Origin of the sequence: Arthrobacter sp. PvP103, from assembly GCF_017833075.1 — a bacterium.
Taxonomy (GTDB): domain Bacteria; phylum Actinomycetota; class Actinomycetes; order Actinomycetales; family Micrococcaceae; genus Arthrobacter.
This window is the reverse complement of record NZ_JAFIBQ010000001.1, coordinates 2,001,030-2,016,651: the sequence shown is the minus strand read 5'-3', so window position 1 is coordinate 2,016,651 and position 15,622 is coordinate 2,001,030. Positions and strand designations below refer to the sequence as shown.

Here is a 15,622-nt window from a genome sequence, read left to right as displayed (position 1 = left end):
CCGGGTGATCCCCTACCGGCGCACCACGGCCCCGGGGTGTTTAATGGCAGGCACCATCCATGTCTACTGATCAGGCCACCACCGTGCAACGAAGCGCCCCCGCCGAGGCCCCAGAGAAGGCCGGAATCCTGCACCGCCACTACCTGCTGGTGACGGCCGGCGCATGCGCCCTGGTGTTCCTGGCCGCCTTCGAGTCCCTCGCCGTGACCACCATCATGCCGCTGGTCAGCCGCGAACTGGACGGCGCCGCCTTGTACGCCCTGGCCTTCGCCGGACCGCTCGCCACCGGGGTGATCGGCATGGTGGCGGCCGGCAACTGGTCCGACCGCCGCGGACCGGTGGGTCCGCTGTACGCCTCTGTTGCCCTGTTCGTTCTGGGGCTGCTGATCGCCGGAACGGCCGGAAGCATGGCGGCCCTGGTGGCCGGGCGGCTGGTGCAGGGCCTGGGCGGCGGCGCCATGACCGTAGCGCTGTACGTTGTGGTGGCGCGCGTTTATCCGCCCCTGCTGCACCCGAAGATTTTCGCCGCGTTTTCCGCGGCATGGGTCATTCCTTCCCTGGTCGGACCCTTCGCGGCCGGAATCGTGGCCCAGGCGGCCAGCTGGCACTGGGTGTTTCTGGGCGTGGTGGGACTGGTGGTTCCGGCGCTCCTGATGATCGTGCCCGCGCTGCGCGGACTCCGAGGCGTCCCGGAGGGCAGCTCGGACCCGGGGCGGTGGTCCTACGGCCGGCTCGCGTGGGCAGTCCTTGCGGCGCTGGCCGTCCTGGGGCTGAACCTGTCCGCGCAGGTGCCGGGGGCCGGAGGATACCTGGCGGCGGCCGCCGTCGTGATTGCACTGGTGGCGGTGCGCCCGCTGGTGCCCCGCGGCACCCTGCTTGGCAGACGGGGGCTGCCGAGCGTGATCCTGGCCCGGGGCCTCGTTTCGGCCGCGTTCTTTGGGGCAGAGGTCTACCTTCCGTACCTGCTGGTGGAGCGGTACTCCTTTTCCCCGACGTTCGCCGGTCTGACCCTCACCGGCGGCGCCCTTGCGTGGGCCGGGGCGTCCGCAGTCCAGGGCCGCCTGGGCGCCAAGCTCAGCAACGTCCGTGCCATGAAGATCGGGTCGGTGATGGTGCTCGCCGCCGTGGCCCTCGCCCTGGTGACCACCGTCCTGGGCTGGCCGGCCGCCGTCGCGATTGCCGGCTGGATTTCCGCCGGCGGCGGCATGGGACTGATGTATCCGCGCCTGAGCGTGATGACCCTGGCCATGTCCACGCCCGACACCGAGGGGTTCAACAGTTCGGCCATGTCCATTGCCGACTCCCTCGGCGGAGCTTTGGCCCTGGCCACCACCGGGATCGTGTTCACGGCGTTAACGGCAACGACGACGGCGGGCGGGGTTTCGGGCGGCTCCTTCGCCGGAGTCTTCGCCCTCACGGCCGCCATCGCCGTCGTCGCCGTTGTTGTTGCGCCGCGGGTGGCGGCGCGGAAAAAGTCCTAGCTGGCTAGCGAGCCGGCCGTTGTGCGTCCGGCAGCGGCCTTATCTGACGCAGACTCAGCCTTCCACTCTTCGATCCGGGCCTGCTGCAGCGGCGTCTTGCGGTTGAAATGCCAAGCCGCGCCGAGGATCAGGAACCAGAGGGGAGCCACCACCAGGGCAAGCCGGGTGTCCTCGGCCTGGGCAAGCGCCACAAGCATGAACACAAAGAATGCCAGCACCACGTACGGCATAAAGGAGCCGCCGGGCATCTTGAAGGCGGACGCGGCGTGGAGTGCTGGCCGGCGGCGGCGGAACACAATGTAGCTGACCAGGATCATAGACCAGACGAACATCGTGAGCACGGATGCCACCGAGGTGACCACGGTGAACGCGCCGATGACGGAGTCGCCCGAGTAGAGCAGCACCAGTCCGGCGAGCAGGAAGATGCAGGAGAACAGCAGGGCGTTCTGCGGAACCTTGCGGATGCTCAGCTTGCCGAAAGCCTTCGGGGCGTTGCCGTCCTGGGCCAGGCCGTAGACCATGCGGGACGTGGAGTAGATGCCGGAGTTGGCGCTGGAAGCCGCGGAGGTGAGGACCACCAGGTTGATGACCACTGCCGCGATTCCCAGGCCGGCCAGGGTGAACATGCCGATGAACGGGCTGCTGGCGGCGTCGATGGTCCGCCACGGGTTGACCGCCATGATGACCACCAGGGCGCCCACGTAGAAGAGCAGGACGCGGATCGGGATGGAGTTGATGGCCCGCGGAAGGTTCTTCTCCGGGTCCTTGGTTTCAGCTGCCGCGGTGCCCACCAGTTCGATGCCGGCGAAGGCGAAGATGGCGATCTGGAAGCCGAGGATGAAGCCGAACATGCCGTGCGGGAACATGCCGCCGTCGTTCCAGATGTTGGCGAGGCTTGCCACTGCGCCGTTGGGCGAGGTGAAGTGCGTCGCGATCATGACGATGCCGGTGCCGATCAGCGCCAGGATGGCAACCACCTTGATGATCGCGAACCAGAACTCGGCTTCACCGAAGGCCTTGACCGTCGGGAGGTTCAACAGGATCAGCACGACGGGGGTGATGAGCGCGGGGATCCACAGCGGGGTTCCGGGTGCCAGCTTGTCCACGTAGCCGGCAATTGCCACGATGTCCGCCACACCGGTGACAACCCAGAAGAACCAGTAGGACCAGCCCGTGAAGAACCCGGCCCACGGGCCCAGGAGGTCGCCGGCGAAGTCGCTGAAGGATTTGTAGTTCAGGTTGGAGAGCAGGATTTCGCCCATGGCCCGCATCACGAAGAACAGCATGGAGCCGATGATCATGTAGACGAATATGACGGACGGGCCGGCAAGGGAGATGGTCTTGCCGGAGCCCATGAACAGGCCGGTGCCTATGGCGCCGCCAATGGCCAGCAGCTGGATGTGGCGGTTGCCCAGTGCCCGGGCGAGGTGCGGCTCCTGGCTGTGGCCTCCGCGGGCGGTTTCCGTTGCAGTGTTCCTGGCAACCGTGGTGGTGCGTTCAGACATCAGTGCTTCTTTCCTTGTCTCAGGCGGAACGCGCCGCAGGCGGCCTGCCGTCGGCAGGTTGCACCGCCGCCGTCCGCACGGAGCCGCCACAGATGTGACGGAGGTAACAGTTGGGGGTGTGGATTAAGACTAGGGGGCGGGCGGGGGCCCCTCCTCCGCGGCGGGGCAACCGGTGCTGGCGGGCGGGACGCCGGAATGCCGACGGCGGCCGGCCCCGATTGTTCGTCGGTTCCTCGGACGGGAAAGGGCGTGCCCCCGCTTGGTGCCGGGCTGGGCGGCCATGGCGGAGCCTCCCTGTCCTCGTCTCCAAGGACGGCGGACCAGCCGCAGTCCGTGTTGCCTGCACCTCGACAAACGTCGAGCCTCAGGGCATCAACTGTAGTCCGTTGTTGGACGTAACGATGATCGGCAGTGGTACGTTGCGGGCGCCGGCTACCGGTGTGTCGGCTGGGGACCCGAGATCGCGGCCACCTGCACGTCCACGGTGACGGACCGGGGTTCAAGGTGCCGGCGGACGGTCCGCGCAGGGAACCCCGGCGTGCGGATGCTAGACTGGTGGAACTTGATGTGCAGTGATGCCCACTTTGATTCGGTTCATCAACCGGATCCCCCGAAGGATTTGTCCGGCAGGGAGTGGGTTTTTTTCATGTGAGAGGCACATCCTGCGTCGATGAACGCGTTCTATTTGGTCCCGGCCGCCGCTACCGCAAGGTTTGCAGCAGCCCGGTTGATCACCTGACTTTTCTTCGGCGAACCCCTGGGCCAACCGGCGCCGGGGGCCGATATCCGCACGGATACCGCCTGAAAGACCTTTGAAACACATGACTACTTTTGCTGGCCTCGGCACGCCCAAAGAACTTGCCGACACCCTCACCGCACAGGGAATCACCGAGCCGTTCCCCATCCAGGTCAAGACCCTCCCGGACACCCTGGCCGGACGCGACGTCCTGGGCCGCGGCCGCACCGGCTCCGGCAAGACCATCGCCTTCGCCATCCCGCTTGTAGCACGACTCGCTGAGCGGGAAGCCAAGCACTTCCGCAAGCCCGGCCGCCCAATGGGCCTGGTCCTTGCGCCGACCCGCGAGCTGGCCACCCAGATCAACGCCACCATCGAGCCGATGGCCAAGGCCATGGGCCTGAACACCACCGTTATCTACGGCGGCATCTCCCAGGCGCGCCAGGAGAAGGCGCTGCGCGCCGGCGTTGACATCGTCATCGCCTGCCCGGGCCGCCTGGAGGACCTGATCCGCCAGCGCATCCTGACCCTCGAAGCTGTCGAGGTCACCGTGCTCGACGAGGCCGACCACATGGCCGACCTCGGCTTCCTGCCGGTGGTCAAGAAGCTCATGGACATGACCCCGAGCCAGGGCCAGCGGCTCCTGTTCTCCGCCACGCTGGACAACGGCGTGGACAAGATCGTCCAGCGCTACCTGTCCAACCCGCTGACCCACTCCGTGGACGATCCGCAGGCCGCGGTCACCACCATGGAACACCACGTGCTCGTCGTCAACGACCAGACCGTAAAGAAGCAGCTGATCGTCGAACTCGCCTCCGGTGCCGGCCGCCGCGTGCTCTTCATGCGCACGAAGCACCACGCCCGCAAGCTTGCCAAGACCCTGACCGACGCCGGCATCCCCGCCGTCGACCTGCACGGCAACCTGTCGCAGAACGCCCGTGACCGCAACCTCGCCGAGTTCTCCTCCGGCGACGTCCGCGTCCTGGTGGCCACCGACGTCGCAGCCCGCGGCGTCCACGTGGACGATGTCGAACTGGTGATCCACGTTGACCCGCCCACAGAGCACAAGGCATACCTGCACCGCTCAGGCCGTACGGCCCGCGCAGGTTCCGACGGCACCGTGGTCACGCTGACCCTCCCGGAGCAGCAGTCCGACGTCAAGAAGCTCATGAAGGCTGCCGGCGTCGAGGTCAACTTCGAGCGCGTCACCGCCAACTCCCCGCTGGTTGCAGAACTGGTGGGCGAAATGGCGGACAAGATCGACCCGCGCACCCGCGCCGCACTTCTGGCTGCCAAGTCCAACCAGGGCGGCGGCACCTCCACCGGTGCAAACGCGGAGCGCAAGCGCGCACGCCGCACCACGCAGGCTGCACCCACCGCGGGTGGCCGCGGTGGACGTGGCGGACGCGGTCGCGTCGGAGCAGAGGCTCCGCGCACCGATCTTCCGCGTTCCGAGCGACGTGCCGTGGCCTATGAAGGCCAGGCCGCTGCCCGCAACGCCGCTGAGCGCGTGGCGGAAAAGAACCAGGACCGTGCCGACGCCGAGCGCGCCGAGCGCCGCAATGCCCGCGGCCGCGGCCGTGCCACTGCTTACTCGCACCACAACGACGTTCCCGCAGCAGGCGGCCGTGCATCGGCCGGCCGCGGGTCTGACGCACGTACAACCGACGGCCGTGGCGACGCCCGCGGCGGCGCAACCCGCACCAGTGCACCGCGAAGTGGTGCTCCCCGCACCGGTGGCGCTCCCCGCACTGGCGGAGCAACGGGCGGCCAGCGCAGCGGACGTCCGGCAACGGGCCAGCGCGCCGCTGCCGGCAGCAAGTCCGGCTCGGCCGGCGGTAACGCTGCAGTCTGGTCTTCCAACACGGGCGGAACCTCGGGCGGATCCTACGCAGGCGGCGGCAACGGCCGCTCCGGCGAAGGCCGTCCGGCACGCAGCGGCGGCCCCCGCCGCGCGTCGGCTCCGGCCTCGAACGAACGCCGCAGCCGCTAGAGTTCGCGTTTTCGCTACCTAAAGTAGCGGGCGACACGCTAAATGCCGGTCGCTGCGGGTATATCCGCAGCGACCGGCATTTAGCGCAGCGTAGATCACGAAGCGCAGCGCCAGCCTGAAAGCTACCAGCCGCGGGCGCGCCACTCCTCCAGGTGCGGGCGTTCCGCGCCGAGGGTAGTGGGTTTGCCGTGGCCCGGATGCACCAACGCGTCATCCGGGTACACGTCAAACAGCCGCTCGCTCACATCGCTGATCAGCTGGTTGAACCGCTCCGGATCCTTCTGGGTGTTGCCCACGCCTCCCGGGAACAGTGAATCGCCGGAGAAGATGTGCACAGGCCCCTCCGGGTCCTGGTACACCAGCGCCACCGACCCCGGCGTGTGCCCCCGAAGGTGCACTGCCGTCACGTCGAAACCGTCGAAGTTGCCCACGTCTCCGTGGTCCAGCAGGACGTCCACCGGTACCGGCAGTTCCGGGGCGTCATCCGTCCCGGCCGCCGTCTTCACCCCGGTGGCTGCCACCAGGCCCGGCAGCGCACGGACATGGTCCCAGTGCTGGTGGGTGGTGGCAATCAGCGCCAGCTTCGGCGTCGCGGGGGTATCCGCGGCGGCCTCCGCAAGCAGCCCTTGGATGGCGGCCAGATCATCGGCCGCATCGATCAGGAGCTGGGCACCGGAAGCCTTGCTGGTGAGCAGATAAACGTTGTTGTCCATCTCGCTGACCGAAATCCGGCGGATGGTGATGTCACGCAGGTCGTGAATGAGGGAATCCATGGGCCTCAGTCTACGGAAACCCTATTCGCGGCCCTGGGACACCCACTTGGGGTCCGCCGAGCGGGAGCCGACGACGGCGTCCGCGGCGGCATCGAGCTTCTCCAGTTGTGCACTGGTGAAGTTGAGCGACAGCGCACCCAGGTTCTCGTCGATCCGTTCCGCCTTGCGCGTGCCGGGGATGGGAACCACAGGCAGGCCAAGCTTTTTGCCCTGGGCAAACAGCCAGGCCAGGGCCACTTGTGCCGGAGTCGCCGGCTCGCCGGCGACGGTGAGCTCGGCTGCGACGGCCTGAACCGCGGCCACCACTCCCCGGTTGGCATCCGCCGCGTCAGCGGCGAAGCGGGGGATGTTGCGGCGGAAGTCGCCGCTCCCGAGCTTCGAAGCGTCCACTGTGCCGGTGAGGAATCCCCGGCCCAGCGGTGAATACGGCACGAAACCCACCCCAAGTGCGGCCGCCGCGGGAACAACGTGGCGTTCCACATCGCGGCTCCAGATGGACCACTCGCTCTGGACCGCCGCGATCGGGTGGACGCTGCTGGCTTCCCGCAGTTCCTCGGCCGTCACTTCCGACAGGCCGAGGTGCCGCACCTTGCCTTGCTGCACCATCGCCGCCATGGCCTCCACGGTTTCCACAATCGGAACGCGGAGGTCGCGGCGGTGCATGTAGTACAGGTCAATGGTGTCGGTGCCCAGGCGGCGGAGGCTGGCTTCCACCGCCTCCCGCACATAGGCGGCGTCGCCCCGGATGTCCGTGTAGCCGGTGGACGGGGTGCCCACCAGCCCGAACTTGGTGGCCAGCTGTACTTCGTCCCGGCGCTCCTTGAGCAACCGGGAAATCAGTTCCTCATTGCTGCCGCCGCCGTAGATGTCCGCAGTGTCGATAAAGCTGACGCCCGCATCCACCGCATGGTGCAGGGTCCGCAGGGCCTCGGCCTCGTCCACTTCGCCGTAGACCGGGGTCAGGGCCATGCCGCCGAACCCCAGGGGGCTGACGTTCAATCCGTCGCCGAGGTGGACTAATGGTGCGGGTGCCGGTGCCATAAGGGTCTCCAATTCGCTGCTGTGCGTGTTCCGGGAAGTGCCGTCCTAGCCAAGAACTCCTGCGGCAAGGCCAGTATTCCTTATGAATCGACGGCCTGCTCGAGTGCTGCCGGGCGGGGCTGAAGGCGGGCACCCGAAGCCAGGAGCGTCTCGATCGCCTCGGCGGAACCCGGGCGGGCCAGGAAGTAGCCCTGGCCCATCGGGCAATCCAGGGCGCGGAGAAGGTCCAGCTGTCCGGGCTCCTCCACCCCTTCGGCGATCACGTCGAGGGAGAGCATGCGGGCCAGCCCCAGGATGCCTTCGAGCATCGCCGCCGATTGCGCCTCGGACGATTGCCGTCCAAGGAACGAACGGTCAATCTTGAGGATGTCCGCCGGCAGCACCGCCAAGGAGCTCAGCGAGGAATATCCCGTCCCGAAGTCGTCGATAGCCACGCGCACACCGGTCTCCTTCAGGGCCTTGAGTGCGGCGATGCCGCCGTCCGTGCTGCCAGCAAGGGCTGTTTCGGTGACTTCGAGTACCACCTTTTCCGCCTGTGCCGCGGGGTCGGCAAGGATGCGCGTGATGGCGACCAGGTTCCGCGGGTTGGGCAGCTGGATGGTGGAGAGGTTGATGGCAATCCAGAGGTCTCCGCAGTGCGGCAGGGATTTCCGCCAGCTGGCCGCCTGGCGGCTCGCGTTGTCCAGCACCCAGCAGCCGACGGCGTCGATGTCGCCCGTCTCCTCGGCGAGCGGAATGAACTCCGACGGCGCAAGCAGCCCCAGCGTGGGGTGCTCCCAGCGCACCAGAGCCTCGACGCCGAGGATGGCTCCGCTGTTCAGATCGGCAACGGGCTGGTACTCGAGGCGGAGCTGGCCGGCGGGCACGGCGGAGGCCAAGTCCCGTTTGAGGGCGGCGCGGTACGTCATATGGTCGTAGCCCTCGGCGTCGAAAAGCTGGAAACGTGCCTTTCCGCCGTGTTTGGCCAGATACATCGCGAAGTCCGCCTGCCGCAGCAGCTCGGCAGCGTCTGTGGTTTCCGGACGCCGTTGTGCCGCGCCCATGCTGGCCGTGACGGTCAGCCGGTCGTCGCCGACGAAGAACGGTGCGCGCAACGCCCGGTGGATCCGATCGGCGATCCAGGCGGTGACCGAGCCGGCGTCGTCGTCCATCACAACGATCGCGAACTCGTCTCCGCCGAGCCGGGCAACCACGTCGTCGGAGCGGACGCAGCCCTTGAGGCGGGCGGCCAGCTGGATGAGCAGGGCATCACCCCGCTCATGTCCCAGCGAATCGTTGACCTCCTTGAAGTCGTCGATGTCGATGAACAGCAGCCCCTCGTTCCGGTTCCTGCGGGTGCTTCCGGCCCCAAAGGATGCCGTGAGGCGTTCCATCAGGGCCGCCCGATTTGCCAGGCCGGTGAGGGGGTCGTGCGTCGCCCGGTGGGTAAGGGCCTCATGGCTGCTGTGGACGGCGGCGGCCATGCCGTTGAATGCCTCCGCCAGTTCGCCGAGTTCGTCGCGGCGGAAGACCTCGATGCGGTGGTTGTAGTTGCCTGCCTGCAGCTTGCGGACACCCTGGTGCAGGCTCCCTACCGGGCGCATGAGGTCCTTGACCATCCTGCGGCGGAAGTAGACCGTAGCGCCCACTGCCACCACGAACAGGAAGCTGCGCGCGACAACCAGGAACCGCTCGAGTTCGGCGCTGTGCGCGAGTCCCTTGTCCATTTCCGCCAGGGAGTAGCGCCGGATGTCCGCCAGCTTGCTGCGGATTCCTGCGCTGGAGGCGGCCAATGCAGGGGTCTCCTCCACGTGGCTGCCCCGGAGTGAAAGCACCCCGCTGCCCCACAGGCCGTGTTCCGCCAAGGCCTCCTCCCACGACTGCCGGGCCGCGGCAATCGTTTCCCGCACTTCTGTCTCAGCCGGCAGGACGGCGGCGACGTCCTCGAAGACGCGGGTTATCTCCTCCTGCTGCCGGAGGAAAACGGAGCGGTCCACGGGGGCACTCGAGAGCAACTGATGCCCCAATTGCTCGTGGCTGTCGAGTGCCGACCGGAGGGTCTCTACTTTTTCGAGCTCGAGCTGCAACCGGCCGGACGTTTCCTGCACCTGGTCCATCAGGCCGCGCACACCCACGATCGTGACCACGGCGCCGATCAGCAGTGCGGCGAGCATCAGCAGGAACGCCCTGGACCATTCGCGCCGCAGGCTCCACGTGCGCCCGGACGCGGCAGGCCCGGTTGCGGGGTCCCGGGGCGTGGCCGCTGGTCCTGAAGCGTTGTCCGGCGCTTGCGCATCCATGTGCTGTTGTCCTCTGCGTCCAGGAGCCACGGGGGACCCAGCCACCGGCTGAGACCCAATGATGGTCCGGTGATCCTAGGAGCAGGCTAACAGGGCTGCACTGCCTTGGACCGTTTGCCGCTGAAATAAGACTTCGGGAACCCCGGTCCGGCCGGCGGTGAACGAACGGGGAACCCTAGGACCAGGGAATGATCCGGTCCGCGGCAGCACGGGTGGATTCGATCAGCCGCGCGTTGGCTTCGTCGGAGCCGCCGGCCCATAGCTCCGCAGCAGGCCGGTCCATGCCAAAGTGCACATGCCTGTCCACCAGCCGCTCGAGCCGCAGGTCCGGGGGAGTGTCCATGAACCAGACCTGGTCCAGCTGCGCCCGGACCTGCCGCCACACCGGGTGGTCCGCCAGCAGGTAGTTCCCTTCGGTGATCACCAGCGGCACCGAGGCCGGAACGCCGATGGAGGCTGCCACGGGCTCGTCGATCTCCCGGCGGAAATCCGGCGCGTAGACCACCGGCTCATCCCGCCGGGCGAGCCGCCGCAGCAGTGAGAGGTAACCGCCGGCGTCGAACGTGTCGATTGCCCCTTTGCGCTGCCGCAGCGGCGTGCCGTCGATGATCGCGTTGCCCAGATGGAAGCCGTCCATCGGCACCACCACGGCCAGGTCCGGGCCGAAGAGGGTGTGCAGGGCAGCCGCAAACGTCGATTTGCCGGATCCCGGCGAGCCCGTGATGCCGAGCAGCGTCCGGTTCCCGGACGCCAGGCGGCCGCGCAGGTCCGCCACGGCCGCCCTCAGCTCCGGATGCCGGAGCGCGTCCGGCTGGATAGATGCCATGGCCACCAGCCTAATTCGCCGTTACCTGGCCTGGAACACCGCCACCGTGCGGGCGGGGACGCTGAAGGTCCCCGACTGCGCATCATATCCGGCCGCCTTGACCACGGAATCGACGCCCCCGGCCTGCACCGGGTGCAGGGCGTAGACGGAACCCACCGTGCCGGACAGGGTTTGGCTCGTGGCCTCATCCGAGGCATTGAACACCACCACCAGCCCGCGGAGGTTCGGGTCCACGTCCGTCCCGACCGAATCGTCAATGCGCATCACCACAACGCCCGGGGTTTGTTCCGGGCCGCCCGCCGGGAAGGAGACCTTCTGCTGGACCAGTCCGGCATCGCCCAGGTGGAACAACGGCGTGCTCTTGCGGATGCGCAGCAGTTCCTCGGCCCGTTGACGGGCTTGCGTGATGTCCGCGGAAGCCGGCTTCTGGGCCGGATCTGCCAGCAACGGGCGTATGTAGCCGTACTTGTCCTCGTTGTCAGCCTTGGGCGGCAGGCCGCGGCCGAATCCATTGGTGGCGTCCGTGTGGTCCAGGACGTTGAACCAGTCGCCGGAATCGTAGCTGTTGCGGTCCAGGGACTTGCTGCGCAGCGATTCGCCTCCGGCATGCCAGAAGGAGATGCCCTGGCCGAAGGCCGTGGTGCTGAGCGCAAGGGTCTGCATCCGGGTGCGGTCGGCCATGGGCGTATCCTGTGGCAGTTTCAGGGCCAGGGCGTCGAACAACGTCTCGTTGTCGTGGGCCTCCACGTAGGTGATGGCCTCCTGGGGATCGCTGGTGTACCCCGCCGGGGCGCCGTTGTACGGTACGTCCGAACCCTTGACGGCGGCGCCGGTGCGGTCAATGAAGGAGTAGTCCTTCAGGTTGCCGGTCAGGCCCACCTTCACCAGGTCCTGTGCGAGGAGGAGGGCGGCCTTCTGCTGTTCGGGTGTGCCGTTGGCCGGGGAATCGTTGGGATCCGTGAACAATCCGGAAGCGAAACCCTGGACGCGCGGATCGGGGTCGAACGGGCCCCCGCCGCGGACGGCGTCGCGCAGGCGGTCGTTGAACGTCCCGATGCCGGTTCCGGCCATGTTCGCCTGGGTGGCCTGCACGAACCTGGCATTGTTGGCCACCTCGCCGAAGTTCCAGCCCTCGCCGTACAGGGCGATGTTCTTGCCGTCCACGCCGTCCCTGTGCAGGGTCAGCTTGTCCAGGGCAGCCCTGACGTCCAGCATGTTCTGCTTTGAGTGGTGCCCCATGAGGTCGAAACGGAACCCGTCCAGTTTGTAGGTCCTGGCCAGCGTCACCAGCGAGTCGACCATGAGCTTGCCCATCATGGCGTTCTCGGTGGCCGTGTTGGCGCAGCACGTGGACGTCTCCAGGGAACCGGTGACGGCGTTCAGGCGGTGGTAGTAGCCCGGGACAATCCGATCGAGGTTGTTGCTTCCGGACTGGCCTGCGCTGGAGGTGTGGTTGTAGACGACGTCCTGGATGACCCGCGCGCCGGTGGTGTTGAGGGCGGCCACCATTTCACGGAACTCCGTGATCCTGGTGGCTCCGTCCGGGTTGGTGGAGTAGGAGCCTTCGGGTGTTGTGTAGTGCAGGGGATCGTAGCCCCAGTTGAAACCGTCCTTGGCTGCCGTCCCAGCCACGCAGGCCTGTTGTTCCTCTGAGTCGGCGGGAAGGGCTGCGAGGTCACAGAGCGGCTCGCGCTGCTCGCTGCGATGCTCCTCGATGGTGCCGATGTCGTTGACGGGCAGCAGGTGGACCGCGTTCATCCCGGCGTCCACCAGTTCCTGCATGCGCCTCATGCCGTTGCTGCCGGTGTCCGTAAACGCCTTGTAGGTGCCGCGGTGCCCGGCCGGAACGGAGTCGTCGGTGATGGAAAAGTCACGCACGTGCAGCTCGTAGACGGAAAGGTCCTCCGGCTTGCTGAGCGCGGGCTTCTGGAGTTTGGCCCAGCCGGACGGTGCCAGGGACTTGTCATCCAGATCCACGAAGAGGCTGCGCTCGGAGTTGGCGGAGAGGCCAACGCTGTAGGGGTCGGTGACAAGGTTCCGCTCGACCTTGCCGGTTTCCGGAACGAACACCTCCACTTCGTACAGGTAGTAGCCACCGTTCCAGTCCTTGTCCCCGGTAATGGACCATACGCCGTCCTTGCCCGGTTTCATGGCCGTGGTGGCGACGGGTTCGCCGCCGGAGCCGGAGGCGTAGGTGCGGACAGCGACGCTGCGGGCCGTGGGGGCCCACAGCGAAAGCTCCGGTCGCTTGCCCTTCCAGGCCAGTCCAAGTTCCCGCTCTGCCGCTCCGGGGTACAGCGAGTCCAGGACGCCGGGAACCTGGATCCCGGTAGTGGCTGTGACTTTGCCGTCCGGGCCGATCGCGGCCACCAGCAGCTGGCCCTTGAGCAGTTCCTTGGCCTGGTGTGAGCCGGCTTCCGTCAGCCGCAGCGAGGCGAGGCCCGCCACGTGCGGATACTTTGCCGCAAGGCCTGCATCCAACCCTTGGGCATCGAGCTCGAGGGGAAGGGCGGAACCGCCGGTGACCTGTCCGTCGGCAACCGCCAGGCCGCCGTCGGGGGCGCTGTAGAGCCGGTAGGTCGTGCCCTCGGCTGCGGGGGCCTTCCAGGCGATGGTGTCCGCCGTCAGCCAGTGCGCCCCGGCGTCGGCTCCCAGCGCGTCCGGCACGTCGTCCGTGAGGCTGTGGCTGGCGTGGTCGTACGTGAAGGTCACCGGTCCTCCCGGCGCGTTGAGCACGATGTCGCCCCCGCCGGCCGCCCCGCCTGCGCCGTAGTTCTCGTCCCATGAATTGTTGAGGGCGACTTTCATGGCGTAGGTGCCGGCCGGGACATCGAAGGTGGCCCGGAACAGAGTTGCGGATCCCTCGACCGGCAGCAGCCTGCTGGCGGGGCACTCCGGCTGCCAGTCGCCCGGGCAGCCGATTTCGGACTGCAGCGATCCGACGAGGGCCACCGTCCCCGGAGTGGCAGTGTGGTCCGCAAAGGCGGGGAGGGCGAGGCCGCCCAGGGTGAGGGGAGTGACGCAGGCTGCGGCCAGCGCAGCCAGGAGTTTCCTGTTGAGGACGGGCGGGGACCCGGGCAGGCGGGAGTGGCGAATCATGGGAGACCTTCCTTGGCAATGCCCCAGAACGGCATCAGCGGTGAGCGGGGATACCGATGAGCCTAGGTAGCCGTTGTGACGCACGTCAACCATTTACGGAAAATTTTGCGTTCTGTTTTCATCGTTTGCGGCGTGCCGTTTACGTAGACTGGGGGCACGATGACATCCGGACGGCTGTTCCGGTGAAGGAGCCTTATGAGCACGACGGCGGGCCGCGCACACCCTGACGCCCCGGAGCGACCCAAGCTGGAGGACCTCGCCCGGAAGGTGGGAGTCAGCATCGCCACGGTGTCCCGCGTGGTCAATGGACGGAAAGGCGTTTCGCGCGAGGTGCGGCAGGCGGTCCTCGCCGCGATGGACGACCTTGGCTACGAGCGGCCGGACCGTGCACGAAGCACCACCCGGGGCCAGGTGGGGATCATTGTTCCGGACCTGACCAATCCGATCTTTCCGGCAATTGCGCAGACTGTCGTATCGCTCCTGTCCCAGGAGGACTTCATCCCGATCCTCTGTGCCTTGCCGGGCGGGGGGCGCTCAGAAGACGAGTACATCGAGATGCTCGTGGCGCAGGAAGCGTCCGGAATCATTTTCATCTGCAGTTCACACGCCGACGGCCAGGCCAGCCTGGAGCGTTACCACCGGCTCCGCGGCCGCGGCATCCCGTTCGTCCTGGTCAACGGTGCACGTCCGGAACTGTCGGCCGCCTCCGTGTCCAATGACGACGCCGCGGCAATCAGCACGGCGGTGCACCACCTTGCCAGCCTGGGGCACCGGAAGGTGGGGCTGGCTATAGGCCCGCACCGTTTCATCCCCAGCAGGCAAAAGCTGGCCGGATTCCGCTCCGCCCTCGCCGAGTACCTGGACACCCAGGACCCGGAACCGCACACGGCTACCAGCATGTACACGGTGGAAGGCGGGCAGAGCGCGGCCAATGAGCTCCTGGACTCCGGCCACACGGCCATAGTGTGCGCCTCCGACGTCATGGCACTCGGCGCCATCCGCGCCGCCCAAGCCAGGGGGCTGCGCGTCCCGGAGGATGTGTCCATCGTCGGTTTCGACGACTCCCCGCTGATGGCGCTCACCAATCCGCCGCTGACCACCCTCAGGCAGCCTGTCGCCGCGATCGCGCACGCCGCCGTCCATGCCCTGGCGGCCGAAATTGCCGGCGAACAGTCCACCCGTTCGCCGGTGGTCCTGGCGTCCGACCTGGTGGTGCGTGGATCTACCGGTCCTGCGGCAGCAGCTTCAGGCCCGCCGCGCAACCCACGATCCCGGCGATGAACAGCAGCTTGAGCGGGCTGGCGGGCTCGACGCCGGTGGCCATCGCCCAGCCCACGGTAAGGGCGGCGCCGATCCCCACCCACACGGCGTAGGCAGTCCCGAGCGGGATCGACTTCACAGCGATCCCCAGCCCCGCCATGCTCAGTGTTGCTGTGACGGCAAAAACGGCAGTGGCCAGCGGCCGGGAGAAACCGTCGGACAGGCCCAGTGCGGTGGCCCAGACAGCCTCAAGCACAGCGGAAGCGAGCAGGATCAGCCAGGCAGTCGCATTCCTGGTCATTACGCCACCACCTTCAGGCCCACCACAGACGCCGCGATACCGGCCAGCAGCAGCAGTCGCGCCGCCGTCGCGCGTTCCACCTTGGTGACGATCGCGTAGGCGGAGGTCAGCACCACGCCGACACCCACCCACACCGCGTAGGCGGTGCCTGTGGGGATCGACTGCATTGCGATGGCCAGGCCGCCGGTGCTGGCGATGACGGAGACCAGGAAGACCGCCGCGGGCAGCACGCGCCGGCGGCCTGTGGCCTGGGAAGTCCGGTGCAGCGCTGCGGCCCAGACGGCCTCGAGCGCGCCGGAGAAAATGAGGATTAACCACGACATGACAG

General features: G+C 67.5%; 11 protein-coding genes. 3 read left to right on the top strand and 8 right to left on the bottom strand.

Annotated elements, in window-relative coordinates; genetic code table 11:
* Positions 1 to 59: 59 nt before the first annotated feature.
* Entirely contained in the window at positions 60 to 1,481 is a 1,422-nt protein-coding gene (locus tag JOE41_RS09225) for an MFS transporter (RefSeq protein WP_209752155.1), read from the top strand.
* Here JOE41_RS09225 and cycA read toward each other — a convergent pair.
* A complete protein-coding gene (gene cycA / locus JOE41_RS09220) occupies positions 1,478 to 2,986 on the bottom strand; it encodes a D-serine/D-alanine/glycine transporter (RefSeq protein WP_011693598.1) in 1,509 nt (502 codons plus the stop codon). The genes JOE41_RS09225 and cycA overlap by 4 nt on opposite strands.
* Before the next feature lie 821 nt (positions 2,987 to 3,807).
* Here cycA and JOE41_RS09215 point away from each other — a divergent pair.
* A complete protein-coding gene (locus JOE41_RS09215; protein ID WP_011693597.1) occupies positions 3,808 to 5,715 on the top strand; it encodes a DEAD/DEAH box helicase in 1,908 nt (635 codons plus the stop codon).
* Positions 5,716 to 5,837: 122 nt separating this feature from the next.
* Here JOE41_RS09215 and JOE41_RS09210 read toward each other — a convergent pair whose 3' ends face one another.
* The 5 genes from JOE41_RS09210 to pulA form a co-directional block, all read right to left on the bottom strand.
* On the bottom strand, positions 5,838 to 6,488 hold the full coding sequence (locus JOE41_RS09210) for an MBL fold metallo-hydrolase (protein ID WP_209752154.1): 651 nt from the start codon (positions 6,486 to 6,488) through the stop codon (positions 5,838 to 5,840).
* Between the two features lie 21 nt (positions 6,489 to 6,509).
* A complete protein-coding gene (locus tag JOE41_RS09205; RefSeq protein ID WP_209752153.1) occupies positions 6,510 to 7,529 on the bottom strand; it encodes an aldo/keto reductase in 1,020 nt (339 codons plus the stop codon).
* Positions 7,530 to 7,609: 80 nt separating this feature from the next.
* Entirely contained in the window at positions 7,610 to 9,808 is a 2,199-nt protein-coding gene (locus tag JOE41_RS09200; protein WP_209752152.1) for a bifunctional diguanylate cyclase/phosphodiesterase, read from the bottom strand.
* 175 nt (positions 9,809 to 9,983) lie between these two features.
* Entirely contained in the window at positions 9,984 to 10,634 is a 651-nt protein-coding gene (locus JOE41_RS09195; RefSeq protein ID WP_209752151.1) for a nucleoside/nucleotide kinase family protein, read from the bottom strand.
* A gap of 21 nt (positions 10,635 to 10,655) precedes the next feature.
* Positions 10,656 to 13,733 carry a pullulanase-type alpha-1,6-glucosidase gene (pulA, locus tag JOE41_RS09190; RefSeq protein WP_209752150.1) on the bottom strand — a complete coding sequence of 1,026 codons (3,078 nt, stop codon included), beginning with the start codon at positions 13,731 to 13,733 and terminating at the stop codon, positions 10,656 to 10,658.
* Between the two features lie 195 nt (positions 13,734 to 13,928).
* Between pulA and JOE41_RS09185 the strand changes: the two genes are divergently transcribed.
* On the top strand, positions 13,929 to 15,014 hold the full coding sequence (locus JOE41_RS09185) for a LacI family DNA-binding transcriptional regulator (RefSeq protein WP_209752149.1): 1,086 nt from the start codon (positions 13,929 to 13,931) through the stop codon (positions 15,012 to 15,014).
* Here JOE41_RS09185 and JOE41_RS09180 read toward each other — a convergent pair.
* Positions 14,956 to 15,294: a multidrug efflux SMR transporter gene (locus JOE41_RS09180; protein WP_011693590.1), complete on the bottom strand. Its 339-nt coding sequence runs from the start codon at positions 15,292 to 15,294 to the stop codon at positions 14,956 to 14,958. The two genes, JOE41_RS09185 and JOE41_RS09180, sit on opposite strands and share 59 nt — an antisense overlap.
* The gene (locus JOE41_RS09175; protein ID WP_011693589.1) at positions 15,294 to 15,617 is read right to left on the bottom strand and encodes a multidrug efflux SMR transporter; all 324 of its coding nucleotides are present in this window, start codon (positions 15,615 to 15,617) and stop codon (positions 15,294 to 15,296) included. The genes JOE41_RS09180 and JOE41_RS09175 overlap by 1 nt, the downstream gene beginning before the upstream one ends.
* Positions 15,618 to 15,622 lie beyond the last annotated feature (5 nt).

What these genes read in the sequence shown, in the direction of transcription:
- JOE41_RS09225 (WP_209752155.1), top strand. Translation starts at nt 60, where the DNA reads ATGTCTACTGATCAGGCCACCACCGTGCAACGAAGCGCCCCCGCCGAG.
- cycA (WP_011693598.1), bottom strand. Translation starts at nt 2,986, where the DNA reads ATGTCTGAACGCACCACCACGGTTGCCAGGAACACTGCAACGGAAACC.
- JOE41_RS09215 (WP_011693597.1), top strand. Translation starts at nt 3,808, where the DNA reads ATGACTACTTTTGCTGGCCTCGGCACGCCCAAAGAACTTGCCGACACC.
- JOE41_RS09210 (WP_209752154.1), bottom strand. Translation starts at nt 6,488, where the DNA reads ATGGATTCCCTCATTCACGACCTGCGTGACATCACCATCCGCCGGATT.
- JOE41_RS09205 (WP_209752153.1), bottom strand. Translation starts at nt 7,529, where the DNA reads ATGGCACCGGCACCCGCACCATTAGTCCACCTCGGCGACGGATTGAAC.
- JOE41_RS09200 (WP_209752152.1), bottom strand. Translation starts at nt 9,808, where the DNA reads ATGGATGCGCAAGCGCCGGACAACGCTTCAGGACCAGCGGCCACGCCC.
- JOE41_RS09195 (WP_209752151.1), bottom strand. Translation starts at nt 10,634, where the DNA reads ATGGCATCTATCCAGCCGGACGCGCTCCGGCATCCGGAGCTGAGGGCG.
- pulA (WP_209752150.1), bottom strand. Translation starts at nt 13,733, where the DNA reads ATGATTCGCCACTCCCGCCTGCCCGGGTCCCCGCCCGTCCTCAACAGG.
- JOE41_RS09185 (WP_209752149.1), top strand. Translation starts at nt 13,929, where the DNA reads ATGAGCACGACGGCGGGCCGCGCACACCCTGACGCCCCGGAGCGACCC.
- JOE41_RS09180 (WP_011693590.1), bottom strand. Translation starts at nt 15,294, where the DNA reads ATGACCAGGAATGCGACTGCCTGGCTGATCCTGCTCGCTTCCGCTGTG.
- JOE41_RS09175 (WP_011693589.1), bottom strand. Translation starts at nt 15,617, where the DNA reads ATGTCGTGGTTAATCCTCATTTTCTCCGGCGCGCTCGAGGCCGTCTGG.